Here is a 20,014-nt window from a genome sequence, read left to right as displayed (position 1 = left end):
GAGCGATCTGAACGACCCCGGGCCTCCGGGGCACGTCGCCCAGCGCAGTCTCCATGACCTGCTGCTGCGGGCGACCCGGCATCAGGTGTGGCGCCGAACGGGATCCAGGTCCAGGAGGCCCTTCGGGCCGGCGACACCTACGAGGCGAACCTGACCTACCGGACCACGGTCCACGCCGAGGCCGACCCCGTGGAGACCTACCTGCGGCTGAGGAGCATCAACCCCGCGCCGTACGCCGGGTTCCTCCAGCACGACGTGGCCGACCACGCGGCGTGGCTGCTGAGCTCGAGCCCGGAGCGGTACGCCCTGATCGACGCCGACCGCGTGATCGAGACGAGGCCGATCAAGGGCACGACCCCGAGGGGCGCGAACGCCGCGGAGGACGCGGCCCACGCGGAGCTGCTGCGTACCGATCCCAAGCTCCGCAGCGAGAACCTGATGATCACCGACCTGCTCCGCAACGACCTGGCGATGGTCTGCGAGCCGGGGACGGTGGAGGTGCCCGGCCTGATGCAGGTGGAGTCGTACGAGACCGTGCACCAGCTCGTCACGACGGTCAGGGGACACCTCAGCGACGGGATCTCCACGATCGAGGCGCTGCGCCGGCTCTTCCCCGCCGGATCGATGACCGGTGCGCCCAAGCTGCGCACGATGGAGGTCATCGAGCGGGCCGAGCGCGACCTGGGCGGGCCGAGGGCGGCGTACGCCGGCGCTTTCGGCTGGATCTCCGGCGACGGGCCGGCCGATCTGGGCGTCATCATCCGCACGCTGACGACCCATGACACCCGCACCTGGCAGATCGGCACGGGCGGCGGGATCACGGTCAGATCCGACGTCGCCGAGGAGGCCGCTGAGGCGTGGCTGAAGGCCGATCGGGTGCGCGCTTCCCTCGCCAGATGATCAAACAGGTGAAAAGACGGCGACACGTTGAGACGGCGGCCGTTGTCTATTGGATCGTTCATAAAACGGGGACTACCGTGGACTCATCATGGCGACCATCGACGACAAAGCCCTGCCACATGTGATCGTGCTCTTCGGTGCGACCGGTGATTTGGCGCGCCGCAAACTCCTGCCTGGCCTGCTCAGACTCAACGAGGCCGGGCTGATGACGGATGCTCAGATCGTCGGCACATCGCTGGAGGATCTGTCCGACGAGCAGTTCATCGAGTTCGCTCGCGAGGCGTGCGAGGAGTTCGGAAAGGGCGACATCACCGACGAGCGCTGGGCGGCGTTCGGGGGGATGCTCTCCTACGTCTCGACCAAGGAGGGCCCGCACGCGCTCGCCGACGCGGTGAAGCTGGCCGAGAAGAAGCTCCAGGGGCTCGGCAGCGACGTGCGCCGCCTCCACTACCTCAGCGTCCCGCCCAAGGCCGCTCAGGACGTGATCCGTCAGCTCGAGGAGGCCGACCTCGTCGAGCGCGCCCGGATCATCATGGAGAAGCCCTTCGGCACCGACCTCGAGTCGGCCAAGGAGCTCAACGCGAAGATCCACGAGGTCTTCAGCGAGGAGCAGATCTTCCGGATCGACCACTTCCTCGGCAAGGAGGCCGCGCAGAACATCCTGGCCTTCCGCTTCGCCAACGGACTCTTCGAGCCGATCTGGAACCGCAACTTCATCGATCACGTCCAGATCGACATCCCCGAGACGCTGGGCCTGGAGGGACGCACCGCGTTCTACGAGAGCACCGGCGCCTACCGCGACATGGTCGTGACCCACCTGATGCAGGTGCTGGCTTTCATGGCGATGGAGCCGCCGACCTCGCTCGCCCCCGACCCGATCGGCGAGGAGAAGAACAAGGTCTTCCGCTCGATCCGGCCGTTGGACCCGCGCAACGTGGTCCGTGGTCAATACTCCGGCTACCGCGGCAAGAACGAGGTCGCCGACGACTCCGACACCGAGACCTTCATCGCGATGAAGGTGATCATCGACAACTGGCGCTGGGCGGGCGTGCCGTTCTTCCTGCGCACCGGCAAGAAGCTGGCCGAGGGCGCGCGGATCATCTCGATCGCGTTCAAGGAGCCGCCGCTGACGATGTTCCCGGCCAACTCCGGCGCCGGCACCCAGGGTCCCGACCACCTGACGTTCGACCTCGCCGACCAGTCGAAGATGTCGCTGTCGTTCTACGGCAAGCGCCCCGGGCCCGGCATGAAGCTGGAGAAGCTCTCCATGCAGTTCGCCACCCAGGAGACGAGCTCCTCGACCGGCGTCCTCGAGGCGTACGAACGCCTCATCCACGACGCCATGCGTGGCGACCACACGCTCTTCACCACCGCCGAGGGCATCGAGACGCTCTGGGAGATCTCCCAGCCGCTCCTCGACAACCCTCCGCCCGTGCGCCTCTACGCCCCCGGCTCCTGGGGTCCCAACTCGATCCACCAGCTGATCGCCCCGCATGCCTGGCGCCTCCCCTTCGAACGCTCCTGGCGCGAGACGAAGAAGCACTAGCGGAGACGGCGCGTACGGCGGCCGAGTCGGCACGAGCGTGACGTGTCGATCGACGCGGGTGACGTCTCGGTTATGGGGCGTTCGCGCTGAGTTGCTCGAGGAGGGCCTGGGCGGCGCGGTCCATGGCGTCGCCGTCGTAGGGCTCCAGGTCGACAGAGTTGAAGCTCTGGATCAGGGTGCCGTTCTGGACGAATCCGGTGACGGCGTACGAGCTGACGCCCTGCTGCTTGACCAGCCGAGCGTCCTCAGCGCCCTCGATCGCGGGCTCGCTGACGTCCCCGGACTTCACGTCCATGGTCTTCCACGCCTCTGCGAGGGTGCCCTTGAAGGGCAGGTAGTTCAGCTCGTACGCAGTCCCGCCCGACTCCTCGGGAAGCAACGCGCAGCGGGGTGCTTTCGAGGTGCCCTTCTCGACGCGGAGCTGGGCGCCGAGAGCCTTCTCCACGGGGGAGATGTCAAGCCCGTCGCACGGGTTGAACGTCTCCTTGGAGGCGTGCTCCGGAGACGATGCGGAGGCGGAGGCCGACGGATCGGCGGGCTCCTCGGCTCCGCAGGCGGCGACGGAGAGCAGCGCCACCAGACTGGGCGCCAGGACGGCGTATCTCAATGCTTCAACCCTCAATTGTTCAGCACCGCCGTGGGCGGTTCGGTCGGCCGGGGAGAGGTCGAGCCGGGCAGGCACATGGTCATCCGTGCGCCACCGTGCGGCGAGCGGGCCGCGGAGACCGACCCGCCGGTACGCTCGGCGACCTGCCGGACGATGGCGAGGCCGAGCCCCGACCCAGGCATCGAGCGGGCCTCGGTGGAGCGGTAGAACCGGTCGAAGACGTACGGGATGTCGTCCTCGGCGATGCCCGGCCCCTCGTCGTCGACGTTGAGCACGCCGTCGCGGAGCGAGATGTGGACCGTGCCCGACTCCGGCGACCACTTGGCGGCATTGTCGAGCAGGTTGGTGACCGCGCGCTCCAACGAGCTGGCGTCGCCCATGACCCACCACGGCGTCATCTCCTCGGTGAAGGTCACCGACGGCGCGCGCAGACGCACCCGGGAGAGCGCCCGGTCCGCCACCTCGGAGAGGTCCACGGTCTCCAGCGTCGGCTCGGCCGGCGCATCGCGGGCCAGCTCGACGAGGTCGCCGATCAGGTTGGTGAGCTCCTCGATCTGGGCGCGGATGTCGCCGAGCAGCTCGGCCCGCTGCTCGCCGGAGATCGAGGCGTCGGCCTGGGTGAGGAGCTCGACGTTGGTGCGGAGCGAGGTCAGCGGCGTACGCAGCTCGTGCGAGGCGTCCGCCACCAGCTGCCGCTGCCGATCCCGGGAGGCGGAGACAGCGGACAGCATCCGGTTGAACGACGTGGCCAGCCGGGCGATCTCGTCGTCGCCCTCGACTGGGAGCGGGGTGAGGTCCTCGGTCGTCGCGATCCGGTCGACCGAGGCGGTCAGCCGCCTCACCGGCCGCAGACCGCCTGCCGCCACCACCCAACCGGCGAACGCCGCGGCGACGACGCCGGCCGCGCCGAAGAAGAGCACCACGAGCCCGAGTCGCTTGTACATCGCCTGCTGTGGCTCCAGCGACTGCGCCAGCATCAGCGCCTCGTCCGTGCCCGAGACCGGCACCGTGGCTGCGCGGAACACCTCGCCTTTGTCGGTGGTGATCGTGCGCACGGCGTAAGACGTCTTTCCCTGGGCCACTAACGCCTCCGGTGCGCCAGGAATCGGGAAGTCATCATCGGCTCGCTTCTGAGGATTCCAGTAGTCACCGTTCTGACTGACCGACATGAGCGCGATGTCGCCAGCGTTCAGAGCGAAGACCGGGAAATAGCTGCCATCCCGGGCATCGTGGATGTACTGCGGATTCGATGCAGCGGCGTGCGCCCGCTTGAGCAGCGACTCGTCCATGTTGGCCTGCAGCTGGATGCGTACGACGAAGTAGAGCCCGATCGCGATCAGCGCGATCGAGCCGGCGACCGCGAGGGTCGTCAGCATGGTGACCCGGCCCGCCAGAGAGCCGCGGTAGCGCGAGCTGGTTGCCGGCGTGGTCACGGCGCTGCTCACGGCTCCTTCAGGACGTAGCCGATGCCGCGTACGGTGTGGATCAGCCGGGCCTCACCCTCGGCCTCGGTCTTGCGCCGCAGATAGCCGACGTAGACCTCGAGCGAGTTGGCGGTCGTCGGGAAGTCGTAGCCCCACACCTCTTCGAGGATGAAGGACCGATCGAGTACGCGGCGGGGCCGGCGCAGGAACATCTCCAGGAGCGTGAACTCGGTGCGGGTGAGCTCGATCGCGCGCTCGCCCCGGGTCACCTCGCGGGTGGTGGTGTTCATGGTCAGGTCGGCGAAGTGCAGGGTCTCCTCGTCGTCCTCGCCGACCGGGGCCGCCCGGCGCAGCAGCGCGCGCAGCCGGGCCAGCAGCTCCTCGAGCGCGAACGGCTTGGTGAGGTAGTCGTCGGCCCCGGCGTCCAGGCCGTCGACCCGGTCGCCGACGGCGTCGCGGGCGGTCAGGACCAGGATCGGTACGTCGTTGCCGGCGGCGCGGAGCGCCTTGGTGGCCTCGATGCCGTCGAGGCGGGGCATCATCACGTCCATCACGACCACGTCGGGGTCGTGGTTGGCGATGCCGGCCAGCGCCTCGGCGCCGTCGCCGGCCAGGGCGACCACGTAGCCGTTGAACTCCAACGACCGGCGCAGCGACTCACGCACGGCCTTGTCGTCGTCGACGACCAGCACGTGCGGCTTGTCGCCGGTGCTGTCGCTCGGGGTGGCAGGGCTGTTCACACTCCTACCTTGCCACCCCTCGCTGAGTCACCGCTGAGAGGACGCTGGTGTTTCCGCTAGATCGGCCGAAGTGCAGGAATACCCGGTTAACCGGGTGTTCCTGCACTTCTCAGGCAATGCAACACCCGAGAAGTGCAGGAAACGCCGGAGAAGTCAGGCGTTCTCCTTGCGGAACGTGGAGATGCCCCACCAGACCGCGAGACCGAACAGGGCGACGGTCCAGCCGAGGCCCCAGCCGATGTCGGCCATCCCGAGGTCACCGAAGAACGAGGCTCGCACCGCGTCGACGACGTGCTTGGTCGGGATGACGTCGGCCAGCGCCTCGAGCCACCGGGCGCCGAAGCTCATCGGCAGGAAGATGCCCGAGAGCAGCAGGATCGGCATCAGCAGCATGTTGGTCACCGGCGCCATCACGTCCTCGCTCTTGACGAGCAGCGCGAACGCGTTGGAGGCGGCGGCTCCGGCGCCACCGATCATGACGGTGATCGCGATCCCGACGAGGATCCCCACCGGCCTGAAGTCCATGCCCATCACCAGGCCGAGAGCGACCAGGATGATCGCCTGCACCAGGATCTGCAGCAGGTCACGGTAGAGGCGGCCGAACAGCAGCGCGCCGCGCGAGGCCGGGGTGACCCGCTCCGCCTCGATGACGCCCTCGCGCCACTCGCCGATCAGCGAGAAGCCGGCGAACATGGCACCGAAGATGCCGAGCTGGACGAGCATGCCGGGGACGAACCAGTTGTAGGCGTTGCCGCCGAGCTCCTCGATCAGAGGCTCGAGCAGCGGGCCGAAGAGCACCAGGTAGAGGATCGGCTGCATCACGCCGATCAGCACCCAGGCCGGGTTGCGGAGGTTCATCCGCAGCTGGCGGTTGAAGACGACCATCGACTCCCGGAAGAAGCCGGACTTGAGGACGGGCTGCTGGAACTCGGTCATCACTTGGCCTCCTGGTTCTCTTCGTCGCCCTCGGGTGCGCCTGCGTCGGCGTCGCGCAGCGATCGTCCGGTCAGCGTGAGGAAGACGTCGTCCAGCGTGGGACGGGCGACCTCGATCGACTCGAGCGAGACGCCGTTGGACTCCAGGTCGCGCAGCAGGCCGGGGACGGCCTTCCCGGCCCGCGGCACCCGGCCGCTGACCAGTCGCTCGTCGACCTCGATGGTCTCCGAGATCGAGCTGAGCTTGTCACGGGCGATCGCCACCTGCTCGTCGGTGGCGACCTCCAGGGAGACGAGGTCGCCGGAGACGGCGGCCTTGAGGTTCTCCGGGGTGTCGTTGGCGACGATGCGGCCCTGGTCGATGACCATGACCCGGTCGGCGAGGGTGTCGGCCTCGTCGAGGTAGTGGGTGGTCAGGAAGACCGTGGCCCCATGGTCCGTACGCAGCGAGGCGATGTGGTCCCACAGGTTGGCCCGCGCCTGCGGGTCGAGGCCGGTGGTCGGCTCGTCGAGGAAGACCAGCTTGGGGGCGTGGATCAGCGCCATCGCGATGTCGAGGCGGCGCTTCTGCCCGCCGGACATGTTGCGGGGCTTGCGGCGCCACAGCCCTTCGAGCTGAAGCCTCTCGAAGAGCGCCTGGCCGTGGGCGACCGCGTCCTTCTTGGACATCCCGTAGAGCATCCCGTGGTCGACGACCTCGTCACCGGCGTACGCACCCGAGAAGGTCGATCCGACCTGGGAGCAGTAGCCGATGCTCCGCCGGACGTCGACGGACTGCTTGGCCACGTCGAAGCCCGCCACCGTGGCGGTGCCTGCCGTGGGCTTGAGGAGGGTGGTGAGGATGCGCAGGGTGGTCGTCTTGCCGGCGCCGTTCGGGCCCAGGAAGCCGACCACCTCGCCCTCTTCGACGTCGAGGTCGACTCCGTCGACCGCGACGACTTCTTTCTTCTGCTTGCCATGGCCGGAGGCGAAGGTGTGCCTCAGGCCGCGTGCGTGAATCATGTGTCACTCCCTTGTGCGTGCAAGTCCCAGACAAGCACGGACGACCGACGAGAATCACCCGATTTACCCGGGTGTTCAAACTTGAATATCATGAGTGTTCAATTTTGATCCCGAGATGTCAAACCGATTCGAGCGAGACCCGCGTCGGCTCAGCCGCGCAGCATCTCCCGGTAGCGCTTCCGGTCGGCGTCCATCTGCCAGCCCGGGTCGTCCTCGGCCGGTGTCCAGCCGGGAGCCTCGCCGGCGAAGGCGAGCTTGCCGCTGCGTACGTCGTCCAGGAGCTCCACCAGCCACGCCCGCTCGGAGCGGAGCTTGTCGAGCTGGAGGCGCAGCGCGGCACCGGTGTGGGGCGGCGCGACGTGGGTGTTGGCCCGGATCGCGGCGTCGAGCTCCTTGTCGGTGCGCTCCAGGGCCTGCAGCCGGACGCTCAGCTGCTGGATGACGGCGGGGCGCTCCAGCAGAGGCGCCAGCGAGAACGCGGCGTAGAAGGAGACGCCGTTGTAGACGTCGACGACCTGCAGCGAGCGGGTGATCAGGCGCTCCAGCTCGGCCCGGCCACTGGCGCTGATCTCGTAGACCGCGACCGTACGCCCGTTGTCGACCAGATCGTGCCTGGTCAGATGGCCCTTCTCGGTCAGCGAGCTGAGCGCGTGGTAGATCGAGCCCGGGTTGATGTTGGCCCACAGGTCGACCTGCCACGACATCAGCTCGCGCCGGATCTGGTAGCCGTTGACGGGCTCGAACAGCGCCACCGCTCCCAGCAGCAGCATCCGTGTGTCGTCTCCGGCCATGGGGAGATTCTAGGGGCGGCACGACCGGACCTCAGCGGGACGTCAGCTGCCACAGGTGTCCGTCGGGGTCCGCGACGACCGCACGGTATTCACCCCACGGCGCCGACTCCGGCTCGATCATGCCGCGGCCGAGAGCCGTCGCGGCCGCATAGCGCGCGTCGACGTCGTCGCGCGAGCCGAGCTCGATGGTGACCAGGCACTGCCTCGGGCCCTCCGGGAGGCTCGCCGCGTCCATCGGCTCGTCCGCGAGCTGGCCGGTGACCCACTTGAACCCGCCGGTGGGGATCATCATCACCTCGCAGGAGTCCGACAGCGTCGCACGAAGCGGTTCGGGGACCCCGTCGTCGGCGAGCTCGCCGGGGGTCTCGAGGCCGAGGCCGTCGCGCAGGAAGACATGGGACCGTGATCGGTCCCGGGTGGGCAGGGCGATCGTCGTACGCATCCGGGGCTCCTCAGTGACAGCAGTGGTCGGCGGTGGGGGCGGTGTCGGATCCGAGGTCGTCGTCGCGTCCGGCGGCGAGCCGCGACCACTGCGCCGTCGGGCGACCGCTCACGCCGGCGCGATGGTTGGTCGTCGGCGACTCCTCGCTGCGGAACTGGCTGCCGTCGATCCCGGTGCGCCGCGGCCAGCCCTCGGGTGAGTCCTCCCAGGTCTCCTGTCGTCCGTAGACCGTCATGTCCAGGATCCCGTACGACGCCGACATCGGCTCCACGCCACGTCCGGTGGTGCGGTAGGTCTCGAAGACGCGATCGCCGTCGCGCAGATAGCAGACCTTGCCGCCGAAGAACCCGCGGGCGTCGAGGACGTCCCACGACTCCTCGGGCACGGAGTACCACGGCATCTCCCATCCCATGAAGTCTCGGTAGCGCGAGCTCTCCGGGTAGGGCCCCTGGCAGAAGACCGCGTACGTCACCCCTCGCGAGTGCAGATAGCCGAGCTCGCTCACGCCGCCGCTGAAGAAGGTGCACCCCTCGCACTGGTCGGCGGCGGCGTGGCCGGTGTGCCACATGTGGTAGCTCGCGAAGAGCTGCGCACGCCCCTCGAAGGCATCCAGCAGGCTGACATGCCCGGCGCTGCCGACGAGCGGTGCGGCCGCGTCGACCTCGGTCATAGGGAGCCGTCGGCGTGCCGCGGCGAGGGCATCGCCCGCGCGGGTGTGCTCCTTCTCGCGGTCGAGGAGCGCGTCGCGCTCGTGCAGATAGGTCGTCCGGTCGACGACGGGTGGCAGTGAGATCGTGGTCATGATGACTACGTTAAACATAGTTGATACTCTTGTGAAGAGAGTTTGGAGGATCGATGCCGAAGAAGCAGACGTACGCCGACCTGGGTGATGCCTGCGCGACCGCGCACGCCATGGATGTCATCGGTGACCGGTGGAGCATGGTGATCGCCCGCGAGCTGGTGCTCGGTCCGCGCCGGTTCGCGGACCTGGCCTCGGCCGTCGTCGGGATCACGCCCGCTGTGCTCACCTCCAGGCTGAAGGCGCTACGGGACAGCGGCGTCGTCGAGCAGGCCCAGCTCGACGACCTCGGACGGACCCGCGTCTACCGGCTCACCGAGTGGGGGCAGGGGCTGGAGGACGTGATGCGGTCGCTCGGTCACTGGGCGCAGCGCTCGCCCGGCTTCCCGGTGGCGGAGGGGAGCATGACCCCCGACGGGGTGATCGTGGCGATGCGCACCATGGCCCCCTACGCGACGATGGCCGACTGGGGCGACGGCCCCGTCCGGATCGCGATCGAGCTGCACGACGAGCGGCGTCCCGCCGCGGGCGTACGCCGCTACCGGCTGCACTGGAACCAGGACCGTTTCGAGCTGACCGAAGGTGCGGACGAGGCGCCCGCGACGACCGTCTCCGGCGACTCGTCGGCCTGGGCGGACGTCGTCTTCGCCGGGAGTCCGGTCGGCTCGATGGCCGTCGCAGGCGACCGGCGAGCGGTGGAGCGGGTGGCTGCTGCGTACGCCGCGATCGGGTAGCGCCCCGTCATCGGGGTCGGCATTTCGACGGCACGCCGGGACCTCTGGCACTGACGACCCGTAGTTCGGGCTCACTACGCTCGATGGGATCGAATGACTCGGAGAGGATCGACGTGACCCTGAACCTGACATACGGGGACCTGGGAGACGCGTGTGCGGCCGCGCACGCACTGGACCTGATCGGCGACCGGTGGAGCCTGATCGTGGTGCGCGAGCTGATGTTCGGACCGCGTACGGCACGTGATCTGGAGTCCTCCGTGATCGGGGTCAGCACCGACGAGCTCAAGGATCGGCTGCAGTTCCTCGAGCACGCCGGCGTCGTGGTCGAGACCGAGCTCGGCTACATCACCAAGACGACGGCCTACGCCCTCACCCCGTGGGGCCGCGAGCTCGAGACGATCCTCGGGGCGCTCGGACGCTGGGCCCACGGCTCGACCCGCTTCCCGATCATGTCCGCCGGGATGACGCCCAGCGGCGTGATGGTGGCGATGCGCACCATGGTGCCCGCCGGCAGCGCGACGACCCCCGAGCCGATCAGCGTCGCCTGGGAGCTGACCGACGCCCGCCGTCCGGACGCCGACCCGCAGCAGTTCCGGCTCGTGTGGAAGGGCAACCAGTTCGACCTCGCCGAGGGCACGCTCGAGGACGCCGACGTGACCATCGCGGGCGACTCGACGGCCTGGACCGGTGTCGTGTTCATGGGCTTCCCCGTGGACGCCGCGATCGCCGAGGCCGGGCTGAAGGTCGAGGGTGACCGGGCCGCGCTGGACCGCGTGCTCGGGCTGTTCGCGAGCACGCTCGCCGAGGCCAGCTGAGGTACGTCGCTCGGCTCCGCCTCCGCTAGGAGGCGGGGTCGGCGCAGAAGGCGATCAGCTCGCCGCGGGCCTTGCCCTGCTCGATCCGCTGGCCGACGTCGAGCGGGACGTGCTTCAGCTCGCCGAGCGGGGAGCGGATGATGGCGCTCTGCCGGCGCCAGGGCGCGATCGTCGGAGGAGCCACGCAGTGGTGCTGCTCGAGCATCGCGGCGAGCTCGGGCTGCTCCCGCTTCGCCAGCGACCGGGGCTCGGACGGCGTGGTGATGGCAACCAGACAGAAGGCCGCCAGCGCGGTCAGCGCGCATACCTTCATGGCGACGACGACCAGCGTCAGATGTCGCGGAGTGTCCGAGTGCACGTCCTTCACAACGACGGATGGGGCCGACGGTGACGGCTGCATCGGGCACTATGACGAATGTCCCACCCGGACACCGGGAGCAGATCAGGAGCAGAGTCGCTAGTGTCGCGTCATGCCTTCGCGTACGTCTTCCTGGTTCTCCTCGCCCGCCGAGGCCGTCACCCGTATGGGAGACGTCGGCTACCTCGCGGACGACTCGACCGCGCTGACGACCTACCTCGCGGGGGCGCTGGAGAAGCCGGTGCTCGTCGAAGGACCGGCCGGTGTGGGCAAGACCGAGCTGGCCAAGGCGATCACCCGCGCGACCGGGGCCGAGCTGGTCAGGCTGCAGTGCTACGAGGGCCTGGACGAGGCCCGGGCGCTGTACGAGTGGAACTACAAGAAGCAGCTGCTCCGCATCCAGGCCGCCAACGACGGCCAGGCGTGGGAGGAGACCCACGACGACATCTTCTCCGAAGAGTTCTTGCTGACCCGGCCGCTGCTGACCGCGATCCGCCGTGAGGAGCCGACGGTGCTGCTCATCGACGAGGTCGACAAGACCGACGTCGAGGTCGAGGGACTGCTGCTCGAGGTGCTCTCCGACTTCCAGGTGACCATCCCCGAGCTCGGCACGATGGCCTCGGCCCGCCGTCCGCTGGTCGTGCTCACCTCCAACGCCACGCGCGAGCTCTCCGAGGCGCTCAAGCGACGCTGCCTCTACCTCCACCTCGACTACCCCGACGCCGACCGGGAGCGCGAGATCGTGCTCTCCCAGGTGCCCGGGCTCGACGGCAAGGTGGCGCGTCAGCTCGTCTCCGTGGTCGGCCGGCTGCGCGAGCTGGAGCTCAAGAAGTCGCCCTCGATCGCGGAGTCGGTCGACTGGGCGCGCACCCTGATCGCGCTGGAGATCACCGACCTCTCGGACAAGGCCGTCTCCGACACCCTCGGCGTCGTCCTCAAGCACTCCTCCGACGTCGACCGTGCGGTCCGAGAGCTGCGGTTGAAGAGGTGACTCTCCTCGACCGGCACATCGAGTTCCTCGAAGCGCTTCGGGGAGCCGGGCTGCCGGTGTCGCTCTCCGAAGGCCTCGACGCGGTCACCGCCCTCGGCCTGATCGGCTGGAACGACCGTCAGCAGGTCAAGGAGGCGTACGCCGCGACCCTGGTCAAGCGTGCCAACCAGCGGGCCACCTTCGACGGGCTCTTCGAGCTCTACTTCCCGCGGATGGTCGGCTCGGGGATGGACGCGGACGCCGAAGCCGCCGGGGTGGCGAAGGACGGGCCCGAGGCGCTCTCCGAGTTCACCTCGCGGCTGAGCGAGGCGCTCGAGGCCGACGACGTCGAGATGCTCCGGCAGCTGGCCGCCGAGGCGGTGGCGCGCTTCGGCGCGATGCCCGGTCGCGGCCCCGGGCTGAGCTCGTGGTCGTCCTACACCGCGCTGCGCCGCCTCTCCACCGACGAGCTCACCTCGAGGCTCATCGAGGGACTCCAGCAGGGCGGCTGGACCGAGGAGGAGGCGGCGCGCGTCGGGACCCGGCGCGTGGATCGGTTCAGCGGGCTCGTCGAGGCCGACGCCCGCCGCCGGATCGCGGAGGAGAAGGGGCCCGAGCAGATCGCCAAGATCGCCGTACGCCCCACCATCGAGAAGCTCGACTTCCTGCACGCGCGCCGGGCCGACCTGGAAGCGCTCCGACGCGAGATCTACCCGCTGGCGCGCCGGCTGGCGACGCGGCTCACCCAGGAGCATCACGCGCGCCGGCGAGGAGCGGTGGACCTGCGGCGTACGCTCCGGTCCTCGATGTCCACCGGCGGGGTCCCCGTCGACCTGCGCTTCCGGCCCAAGCGGCCGCACCGCACCGAGCTGGTGATCCTGTGCGACGTGTCGGGCTCGGTGTCCAACTTCGCGACCTTCACGCTGATGCTCGTCTTCGCGCTGCGCGAGCAGTTCGGGAAGGTGCGGGCGTTCACCTTCGTCGACGAGATCCACGAGGTCACGTCCTACTTCAAGCCCGGCGCCGACCTGGTCGACACGATGACCGAGCTGACGAAGGCGACCGAGCACGCGGCCCGGATGGGGCGCACCAACTACGGCCGCGCCTTCTCCCTGTTCCAGGAGCGGCACGCCGACGCGCTCAACCCCAAGTCGTCGCTGCTGATCCTCGGCGACGCCCGGTCCAACTACTCCGACCTCGCCGTCGACTCGCTGCGCGCGATGGCCGAGGCGAGCAGGCACGCCCACTGGCTCAACCCCGAGGTCCGTACGCAGTGGGACACCGGTGACTCCGAGGCGACGCGCTACGGCTCGATCATCGAGATGCGGGAGTGCCGCAACCTCACCCAGCTCTCCGAGTTCGTCCACGACCTGGCCTGAGGCCGGGCGGGCTCACTGCAGCTTCAGGTCGAGCCCGTAGACGATCCGGTCGGCGACGCCGACGGAGTCGGTCACACACACGACCCGGTCGTCGGCGAGGAACCGGCGCCGGTCGGAGAGGACCGGGGTGCCGTCGGGGATCTGCAGGTCGAAGGTCTCCTGCGGCGTCGGCATCCGCGACTCGATGTCCATCGCCACCGTGGTGACCTTCACGCCGACCGTGGCCAGCAGGTCCGTGATCGGCGGCTGCGGCCACTCGTCGGACGGGGTGGCCAGCGGGGTGTCGATGACCAGCGGATAGGGGATGTAGGCCGTGGTGCGGTATTCGGCGGTGTCGTCGCCGCTGATGTAGAAGGTGAAGGTGGTGCTGAGCAGCTCGCTCCGGGGATCGATCTCGAAGGCCGCTCCCAGCTTCTCCCCGGCCGCGATCACCTCGTAGCTGTGCTCGACCGCGAGGCCGTCGTCCGGGCCGCGCGGAGGCTGGTTGTAGGCCGCGTCCGGCTTCGCCGGGTGGCTTCGGTCGGTGATCAGCATGCTCATCAGGTCGTAGCGGGTCTTGGTGGCGTCGCGTACGAACACACCGCGGCCCTGCTCGCTGGTGATCAGGCCTTCGTTGCGCAGCACCGCCAGGCCTCGCCGGATCGTGGCGCGGTCGTAGGGGAAGGTGTCCATCAGCTCGGGCTCGGTCGGTAGACGCTCGCCGGGCTGGTAGGTGCCGTCATCGATCTGGGCCCGCAGGTAGTCGGCCACGTGGAGGTATTTCGGCAGGCCGCGCGGACGGGGGTTACTCATGGGAGAACACGTTACTGAGGCGTACAGATCCCGAATAGCCGCATAGCCCCACCCTTTCCGCCTTGACCCGTTGCAATGAGTGGACATATGGTCGAACGCGTCTCGGGGCGTTGGGCGGCATGGCCCAGCTGTGACACCGGCGTCTCGAGGCACTCAACGACGAGAACCATCGACATTCCTTGGGGGGAATTCGTGTTCGTAGACGACAGACTCAGCATGGGGCCCAGCGAGAGGCCGCCGGTCCTGTCCAAGGACCCGCTGGTCTACCGGACCGACCGTGGGAGCTTCTGGCACCTTCGCTCGGGCAAGAGGAGCAACGGGTACGTCATGACCGTGTGCGGCCGGCGGCTGGGGACGTGGCACGTGCTGCCGCCACGCAGGCTCAGCAAGGTCGCGCCCAACCAGGTCTGCGTCGGGTGCCTGCGCAAGACGCCGATCGGTGAGGTGAAGCGCCCGCGAGGGTCAGGCGACCTCGAGCAGGCTGAGGTCGGTGAGCCACTCGACCGGCGCGACGTCATCGGTGTAGACCGTCCCGCCCCGGATGCCCGGCTCGAGCCGGGCGGCGGAGTCGGTGAGGGTGTCGGCGAGGTCGGCGGGCTGCGACTCGGCGGTGGCGGTGAGGTTGGCGGCCGGATCGGCTTCCGGATCGACGGTCGCGATCAGGTGGGTGTTGGTCGGGCCGGAGTCCGACCGCCACACGGCCTCGCCGAACGAGGTCCGCAGCGTTGCGGTGAGGACCTTCTCCAGCGCTGTCGAGCCCTCCGGGTGGGCTGAGTTCACGACGAGCACCCCGCCCGGGTTCAGGTGGGACTTCGCCAGCGCGAAGAACTCCTTCGTGGTCAGGTAGAACGGGATGTAGGGCTGGTGGTAGGCGTCGACCATGATCGCGTCGTACTTCCGGGTCTGCTTCTGCAGCCACGGGCGGGCGTCGGCGGTGTGGAGGTGGAGGTTCGGCTGGTCCTCGAGGTCGAAGAGCTTCTGGCCGACCTCGGTGATGTCCTCGTCGATCTCGACGGCGTCCACCCGGGTCTCGGGGGCGAAGTGACCGAACTGGCGCGCGGTCGTCCCGGCGGCCGAGCCCAGGATCGCCACCGACTTCGGGGCCTCCGCGCCGGCGTACGACAGCGAGAGCATCTCGTCCCAGTAGGCGCCGGTGAGCCACTCGCCCTTGTTGTAGACGGAGTGCACGGCGTGGCCCTCGTTGAGCTCGAGGTAGCGGCTGCCGTCGTCGTACTCGACCACGCGGGCGTACTGGTATTCCGTCTCCTTCTCCCAGATCACCTCGCCGCCGTTGCTGGTCAGCGTCTTGATCGAGCCGGTCGGCAGGGCGATCAGGGCGAGGATCACCGCAGGCACGACCGCGGCCGGCAGCCGGCGCTTGACCAGGTGCGGGATCGCGCAGATCGCCATCAGGAGAGCGAAGATCAGGAACGTACGCCGCGTCCCGACGACAGGAATGAGCAGCAGCGAGGCGGCGAACGTGCCGACCAGGGAGCCGACCGTCGAGATCGCGTAGAGGCGCCCGGCAGCGTGGCCGGCGTCCTCGACTGCTTCGACGGTCAGCCGAACGGCGTACGGGCTGACGATGCCGAGCAGGAAGAGCGGGATCGCGAGCAGCACGCCGACCCCGACCAGCGAGCCGGCGAACGTCGCGATGCTGAGCTGGTCGACCGCCTTGACCGCGAGCGGGAGGAACGGGTCGGCGATGAACGGCACCGCGGCCAGCAGGGCGGCGGCCACGAGCACGATCTTGGCCAGGCCGGAGGGGTGCGGGTTCCGGTCGGCGATCCGGCCGCCGACGGAGTAGCCGATCGCGAGCGCCACCAGCACCGTGGCGATCGTGTTGGCCCACACGATGGTCGAGTCGCCGAACCACGGCGCGAGCAGCCGAGCCGCGGCCATCTCAGACCCCAAGGTGCCGGCACCGACGGTGAAGACGAGAAGCTCAAGCGCACGCGCACGCAGTTTCATGGAGGTGAACCTATCCGGCTGCTCCAACGTCTGCACACGAGGCCGGTTCTGGCCCGCGTCGGGCCTTGATCCGGTCGAGCACGGCGGGCTGTCCGAGGAGTACGCCGCCGAGCACCAACGCCATCCCGAGCCCGCTGACCGGGGTGAGGTGTTCGCCCGCGAAGGCGAGTCCGATCAGGATCCCGGCGACCGGGTTGAGCAGGCCGACCAGCGACACGGCGGCGGCGGGAAGGCGCCGCGCGCCGCGGAACCAGACCGCGTACGCGACGACCGTGCCGGCGATGCCGATATAGGCGTAGCCCCCGATCGCCGGCAGGTCGATCGGCGGGGGCGGGCCTTCGACGAGGAGGGCCACCGGGGCGAGCGCGACGCCACCCAGGACGAGCTGCCAGGCGGTGAAGGTGAGCAGTCCGACCGGCGGCTGCCAGACCTTGACGAGGATGAAGCCGGTGGAGAAGACGGCGACCGAGGCGAAGGCGGCCAGGACGCCGATCATGTCGAGGCTCGCGCCGCCACGGAGCACCAGCAGGGCCACGCCGACGGCGCCGACGACGCCGGCCGCGAGCGATCCGGCCCGCGGCCGCTCCCCGGCGAAGGCCCAGGCCAGCAGCATCACCACGATCGGCGAGACCGCGGTCAGGGTGGCGGCGAGGCCGCCGGGGAGCCGGTAGGCGGCGACGAAGACGAGGGTGAAGAACGCCCCGAAGTTGAGCAGCCCGAGTGCTGCCGTACGCCACCACCAGGAGCCGTGGAGCAGGCCCGGCCGGAGCGCCAGGAGCAGCAGGCCGAAGGGCAGGGCCCGGACCACGGCTCCGAACAGCGGCCGGTCCGGCGGCAGGAACGTCGCGGTGACGAAGTAGCCCGACCCCCATGCCACCGGGGCGATCGCGGTCAGCGCGAGCGTCACGAATCTACTTTCCATGGAAGGAATAATGTCTTCCTCGTCAGATATATTCCACTGTCATGGCAGACCACGTCTCGACCGTGATCGCGCAGTGGGAGCGGGAGCGCCCCGACCTCGACGTCACCCCGCAGGCCGTCATCGCCCGGCTGCACCGCCTCGCACTGCTTCTCACCGACGAGCTGGTCAGCGTCTATGCCCAGCACGGACTGGGCGAGGGCGAGTTCGACGTCCTGGCGACGCTGCGACGGCAAGGCGCTCCGTACGCCCTGACTCCGAAGGAGCTCGGCGAGCAGACGATGGTCTCCTCGGGGGCGGTCACCAAGCGCGTCGACCGCTGCCTGGCTCAGGGGTGGGTCAGCCGGGACCGCCGGGACGAGGACGGTCGCGGGCGCCGGGTCGCACTGACCGAGCGTGGGCGCGAGCTGATCGACGCGGCCTTCACCGACCACATCGCCAACGAGCACCGCCTGCTCGCCGTCTTCACCGCGGCCGAGCGGCGGTCGCTCGCCCGGCTGCTCGAGAAGTGGGCTGAGCAGACCGGGGCTTGAGGTTGCCCCAAGGGGAAGCACCAATCTGCTTCCACCGGTGACCTTCACCGGGGAGGATGGTGAGCATGAGCGAGCGTCAGCGAGCGACCACAAGGCTCAGGCGACCGCTCTCGTATATTGGCGCTTGCGCCACGGGAGCGGTCGCATGAGCGGCCTGGAGGGGCTTGTGAACATCGGCGACTTCGCCCGGGCGACCGGGCTGACGCCGAAGGCGCTGAGGTTGTACGACGACCTCGGTCTGCTGCTTCCTGCCGAGGTCGACGCGGTCTCGGGCTACCGTCGCTACGGGCCTGACCAGGTGGAACGCGCACGTCTGGTGGCCGCGCTGCGTCTGGTCGGGATGCCGCTGGCTCGGATCCGGGAGGTCGTCGACATGCCCGCCGCGCTCGCGGCGGTCGAGGTCGAGACGTACTGGCGCCAGGTCGAGGCCGACACGTCCACACGTCGCAGAATGGTCTCCGTCCTCGTCCACCGATTGAGGAGCGAGGCACGTCAGATGACTACTTCAACCGAGACCCGCAACGTCGAGTTCGGCGTCAGCTGCGAGACCGGAAGCCGGTCGAGCCAGCAGGACGCCGTCCTGGTCACCCCCGAGCTTTTCGCCGTCGCCGACGGCACTGGTGAGCGCGACGACCTCGCCGGAGCGGCCCTGACAGCGTACGCCGCCGGCGGGCTGCGGTCGGCCATCCAGGAGGTGTTCGCGGAGGTGCCGAAGTCGGGCACCACCCTGACCGCCGTCGATCTGCACGGCTCGACCGCGCGGATCACCCACATCGGCGATGCCCGGGTCTTCCTGGTGCGGGACGGAGACGTACGCCAGGTGACCCACGACCACACGGTCGTCGCCGCCATGGTCGAGGCCGGCCAGCTGACCGCCGACGAGGCTCGCTCCCACGAGCACCGGGCGCTGCTCAACCGCGCCTTGGTTCCCGGCGTCGTCGCCGACGAGATGTCGCTCGAGCTGCTGCCCGGTGACCGGCTGGTGCTGACCACCGACGGCGTCCACTCCTACGTGGACGACCTGACTCCGCTGATCACCGCCGAGGCCGGCCCGCAGGCGGTCGCCGACGCTGTGGCCGCCGCTGTCGTCGCCGCCGGAGAGCCGGACAACCACACCATCGTGGTCGCCGACCTGACCTGACTTCTCAGGTTCTCCCTGCACTTCTCTGGCAACGCAACGCCTGAGAAGTGCAGGGATACCCGGTTAACCGGGTATTCCGACCACCGGGCGCCCGCTCAGAACCACCGCGACCACCAGCGCCGCCGCGCCGCCGGCGCCTCGTCCAGCTCGGCGGCAGCGGCGGCGAACGAGTCGCGCAGGGAGGGGTAGACGAGCTCGATCTCGGGGTGCTCGACGAGCGTCTGGGCGATCCGGCGGGTGAGCCGCTTGCCGACGGAGGCGATGTGGCGTACGACGGCGTCGACCTCGTCGTCGGTGAGCTGTTGCGGGTGGAAGGGCTTCGGCGGCTTCTCCCGCAGCAGCTCCCGCATGGGCTCGAGGGAGTCGATGTCGTACCTCAGTGCCAGAGCGTGCAGCTCGTCGTCGGCGATCTTCCGGAGCCGCTCGTGGTCGGCGGGAGGCACCAGGGTGTAGGTCGTCGGCCCGAGGGGGCAGGACTGCAGGTGCACGTCGAGCCGCTCCTGCAGCTGCGGCCCGAGCGGGAGGACGTTGAGCGCACGCTTGATCTCGAGCGCGTGCAGCGAGTAGGAGAGGTTGACCTGCCTCAAGGACAGGTCGCCGAGCTCGGCGGTGTCGATGGCGGCGGTGTCGAGCAGGTCGGTGAGCAGGTTGCCGCCGACGAAGAGCTCGGGCAGGTAGGGCCGGAGGACGAGCCGGGAGCGCACCGCCTCGGAGCCGAGCGCGTTGTAGAGGTGCTGGTGACCCAGCCAGCCGCCGTACGCCTCAGGCGACGCCACGAACGGCTCGACGTGCCCGAGCCGCTTGACCCGCTGGTTGTAGTCGGACTCCAGGAACGCGAGGGGATCGCGGACGTACAGGACGAACCGGGCCTGCGGCGGCAGCAGCTCGGCGATCCCGGGCAGCTCGGGGAGGAACGCCTCGGAGGAGAGCAGCAGGGTGTGGCATCCGCTGTCCTCGAACTGCTCGAGCGTCCTGGCGATCTCGTGGGACGAGGCCACGAAGAGGTGGCCCGAGCGCTCCATGAGGGAGCCGGCGTTGCCGGCGCTGATGCCGTTCCTGTCGATGGTGTGCTGTGGGTAGAAGATGCCGGCCTTCGCGAGCTTCTCCGTGTTGGCATGGAAGAACGCCTGGACCGCGGACGTGCCCGTCTTGGGGAGGCCGGCATGGACGACGATGGACTTCACAAGGACCGATCAGGTAGGCGTCAGAGTGCCCT

At 69.2% G+C, this 20,014-nt stretch carries 21 protein-coding genes; 8 read left to right on the top strand and 13 right to left on the bottom strand.

All coding sequences use genetic code 11. The annotated features are described in order from the left end of the window. Positions 1-87: 87 nt before the first annotated feature. Together ABTX24_RS24930 and zwf are read left to right on the top strand one after the other, a co-directional pair. Positions 88-900, top strand: a complete 813-nt coding sequence (locus ABTX24_RS24930; protein WP_350843415.1) for an anthranilate synthase component I family protein — start codon at positions 88-90, stop codon at positions 898-900. A gap of 88 nt (positions 901-988) precedes the next feature. Continuing rightward, positions 989-2,446, top strand: coding sequence for a glucose-6-phosphate dehydrogenase (gene zwf / locus ABTX24_RS24925; protein WP_160025843.1), 1,458 nt, complete (start codon positions 989-991; stop codon positions 2,444-2,446). A gap of 70 nt (positions 2,447-2,516) precedes the next feature. Here the strand turns inward: zwf and ABTX24_RS24920 are convergent, their stop codons facing one another. From ABTX24_RS24920 to ABTX24_RS24885, 8 genes are all read right to left on the bottom strand, one after another. Then, on the bottom strand, positions 2,517-3,053 hold the full coding sequence (locus ABTX24_RS24920; RefSeq protein ID WP_350843412.1) for a hypothetical protein: 537 nt from the start codon (positions 3,051-3,053) through the stop codon (positions 2,517-2,519). Between the two features lie 11 nt (positions 3,054-3,064). Continuing rightward, entirely contained in the window at positions 3,065-4,498 is a 1,434-nt protein-coding gene (locus ABTX24_RS24915) for a sensor histidine kinase (RefSeq protein ID WP_350843410.1), read from the bottom strand. Next, positions 4,495-5,217 (bottom strand): response regulator transcription factor, encoded by a 723-nt coding sequence (locus tag ABTX24_RS24910; RefSeq protein ID WP_457165855.1) that lies wholly within the window; start codon positions 5,215-5,217, stop codon positions 4,495-4,497. Before ABTX24_RS24910 ends, ABTX24_RS24915 begins: the two co-directional genes overlap by 4 nt. A gap of 153 nt (positions 5,218-5,370) precedes the next feature. Further along, a complete protein-coding gene (locus ABTX24_RS24905; RefSeq protein WP_160025841.1) occupies positions 5,371-6,153 on the bottom strand; it encodes an ABC transporter permease in 783 nt (260 codons plus the stop codon). After that, positions 6,153-7,154 carry an ATP-binding cassette domain-containing protein gene (locus ABTX24_RS24900; protein ID WP_160025840.1) on the bottom strand — a complete coding sequence of 334 codons (1,002 nt, stop codon included), beginning with the start codon at positions 7,152-7,154 and terminating at the stop codon, positions 6,153-6,155. The genes ABTX24_RS24905 and ABTX24_RS24900 overlap by 1 nt, the downstream gene beginning before the upstream one ends. A 149-nt stretch (positions 7,155-7,303) precedes the next feature. Beyond that, positions 7,304-7,945, bottom strand: a complete 642-nt coding sequence (locus tag ABTX24_RS24895; RefSeq protein ID WP_350719256.1) for a PadR family transcriptional regulator — start codon at positions 7,943-7,945, stop codon at positions 7,304-7,306. 31 nt (positions 7,946-7,976) lie between these two features. After that, positions 7,977-8,387: a VOC family protein gene (locus ABTX24_RS24890; RefSeq protein WP_160025839.1), complete on the bottom strand. Its 411-nt coding sequence runs from the start codon at positions 8,385-8,387 to the stop codon at positions 7,977-7,979. 10 nt (positions 8,388-8,397) lie between these two features. Next, positions 8,398-9,189 (bottom strand): DUF899 family protein, encoded by a 792-nt coding sequence (locus ABTX24_RS24885; RefSeq protein WP_350843407.1) that lies wholly within the window; start codon positions 9,187-9,189, stop codon positions 8,398-8,400. 53 nt (positions 9,190-9,242) lie between these two features. On the opposite strand from ABTX24_RS24885, the gene ABTX24_RS24880 reads away from it, so the two are divergent. Both ABTX24_RS24880 and ABTX24_RS24875 read left to right on the top strand, forming a co-directional pair. Further along, positions 9,243-9,920: a winged helix-turn-helix transcriptional regulator gene (locus tag ABTX24_RS24880; RefSeq protein ID WP_350843405.1), complete on the top strand. Its 678-nt coding sequence runs from the start codon at positions 9,243-9,245 to the stop codon at positions 9,918-9,920. A gap of 113 nt (positions 9,921-10,033) precedes the next feature. Continuing rightward, positions 10,034-10,735, top strand: a complete 702-nt coding sequence (locus ABTX24_RS24875) for a winged helix-turn-helix transcriptional regulator (RefSeq protein WP_160025836.1) — start codon at positions 10,034-10,036, stop codon at positions 10,733-10,735. A gap of 25 nt (positions 10,736-10,760) precedes the next feature. Here the strand turns inward: ABTX24_RS24875 and ABTX24_RS24870 are convergent, their stop codons facing one another. Then, the gene (locus tag ABTX24_RS24870) at positions 10,761-11,093 is read right to left on the bottom strand and encodes a hypothetical protein (protein WP_160025835.1); all 333 of its coding nucleotides are present in this window, start codon (positions 11,091-11,093) and stop codon (positions 10,761-10,763) included. A gap of 112 nt (positions 11,094-11,205) precedes the next feature. Here ABTX24_RS24870 and ABTX24_RS24865 point away from each other — a divergent pair, with 112 nt between their 5' ends. After that, the gene (locus tag ABTX24_RS24865; RefSeq protein WP_350843402.1) at positions 11,206-12,084 is read left to right on the top strand and encodes an AAA family ATPase; all 879 of its coding nucleotides are present in this window, start codon (positions 11,206-11,208) and stop codon (positions 12,082-12,084) included. Next, positions 12,081-13,442: a vWA domain-containing protein gene (locus ABTX24_RS24860; RefSeq protein WP_350843400.1), complete on the top strand. Its 1,362-nt coding sequence runs from the start codon at positions 12,081-12,083 to the stop codon at positions 13,440-13,442. Before ABTX24_RS24865 ends, ABTX24_RS24860 begins: the two co-directional genes overlap by 4 nt. Before the next feature lie 12 nt (positions 13,443-13,454). Here the strand turns inward: ABTX24_RS24860 and ABTX24_RS24855 are convergent, their stop codons facing one another. The 3 genes from ABTX24_RS24855 to ABTX24_RS24845 all read right to left on the bottom strand — a co-directional run bounded on the left by ABTX24_RS24855 (position 13,455) and on the right by ABTX24_RS24845 (position 17,127). Further along, positions 13,455-14,234 (bottom strand): GntR family transcriptional regulator, encoded by a 780-nt coding sequence (locus ABTX24_RS24855; RefSeq protein WP_160025832.1) that lies wholly within the window; start codon positions 14,232-14,234, stop codon positions 13,455-13,457. Between the two features lie 462 nt (positions 14,235-14,696). After that, complete coding sequence (locus ABTX24_RS24850) at positions 14,697-16,205, bottom strand: spermidine synthase (RefSeq protein WP_350843398.1); 1,509 nt, start codon at positions 16,203-16,205, stop codon at positions 14,697-14,699. A gap of 10 nt (positions 16,206-16,215) precedes the next feature. Beyond that, positions 16,216-17,127: a DMT family transporter gene (locus ABTX24_RS24845; RefSeq protein ID WP_350843396.1), complete on the bottom strand. Its 912-nt coding sequence runs from the start codon at positions 17,125-17,127 to the stop codon at positions 16,216-16,218. Between the two features lie 41 nt (positions 17,128-17,168). Between ABTX24_RS24845 and ABTX24_RS24840 the strand changes: the two genes are divergently transcribed. Both ABTX24_RS24840 and ABTX24_RS24835 read left to right on the top strand, forming a co-directional pair. Beyond that, positions 17,169-17,657 (top strand): MarR family winged helix-turn-helix transcriptional regulator, encoded by a 489-nt coding sequence (locus ABTX24_RS24840; protein WP_350843394.1) that lies wholly within the window; start codon positions 17,169-17,171, stop codon positions 17,655-17,657. 145 nt (positions 17,658-17,802) lie between these two features. Next, entirely contained in the window at positions 17,803-18,798 is a 996-nt protein-coding gene (locus tag ABTX24_RS24835) for a MerR family transcriptional regulator (RefSeq protein WP_350843392.1), read from the top strand. 95 nt (positions 18,799-18,893) lie between these two features. On the opposite strand, the gene ABTX24_RS24830 is transcribed toward ABTX24_RS24835, so the two are convergent. After that, positions 18,894-19,982, bottom strand: a complete 1,089-nt coding sequence (locus ABTX24_RS24830) for a hypothetical protein (protein WP_160025828.1) — start codon at positions 19,980-19,982, stop codon at positions 18,894-18,896. Between the last annotated feature and the right edge of the window lie 32 nt (positions 19,983-20,014).

This window comes from Nocardioides sp. NPDC127514, from assembly GCF_040302125.1.
Classification (GTDB): Bacteria; Actinomycetota; Actinomycetes; order Propionibacteriales; family Nocardioidaceae; genus Nocardioides.
This window is presented reverse-complemented; position numbering and strand designations above follow the sequence as displayed.